This window comes from Streptomyces sp. URMC 126 (genome assembly GCF_051386555.1).
Taxonomy (GTDB): Bacteria; Actinomycetota; Actinomycetes; order Streptomycetales; family Streptomycetaceae; genus Streptomyces.
In genome coordinates this window covers 1-258 of the sequence record NZ_JBPQTX010001038.1, presented here as the reverse complement: position 1 = coordinate 258, position 258 = coordinate 1, and the positions used below count along the sequence as shown (strand labels likewise).

The window sequence follows — 258 nt, the reverse complement described above, 5'->3', positions numbered from 1 at the left end:
GGCATCGGAGCGGCGGATCTGGGCACGGCCCGCCGCCGTGATGTGCCATTGATGGCTGCTGTCCACTTCGACCAGTCCACGCTCGCGCAGCCTCTTGGACAGATGCTCGCGCGCCGCGCTTTCCAGCGACACGGGCTCGCCCATTTCCAGCTTCTTGAGCACTTCGAGTTCATCCACCGTCGGCTCGTACACGGGTGCGTGATATGTGGTTTCGGCCATCGCTACTCCTTCGCTATTCAAAGTCTCATGCCCCGGCAC

General features: G+C 62.8%; 1 protein-coding gene. It reads right to left on the bottom strand.

Annotation, left to right across the window (positions count from 1 at the left end):
- Positions 1-219: hypothetical protein (locus ACSNOK_RS34995; RefSeq protein ID WP_016452574.1), on the bottom strand; the 219-nt coding region annotated here is incomplete at its 3' end.
- Positions 220-258: the final 39 nt, after the last annotated feature.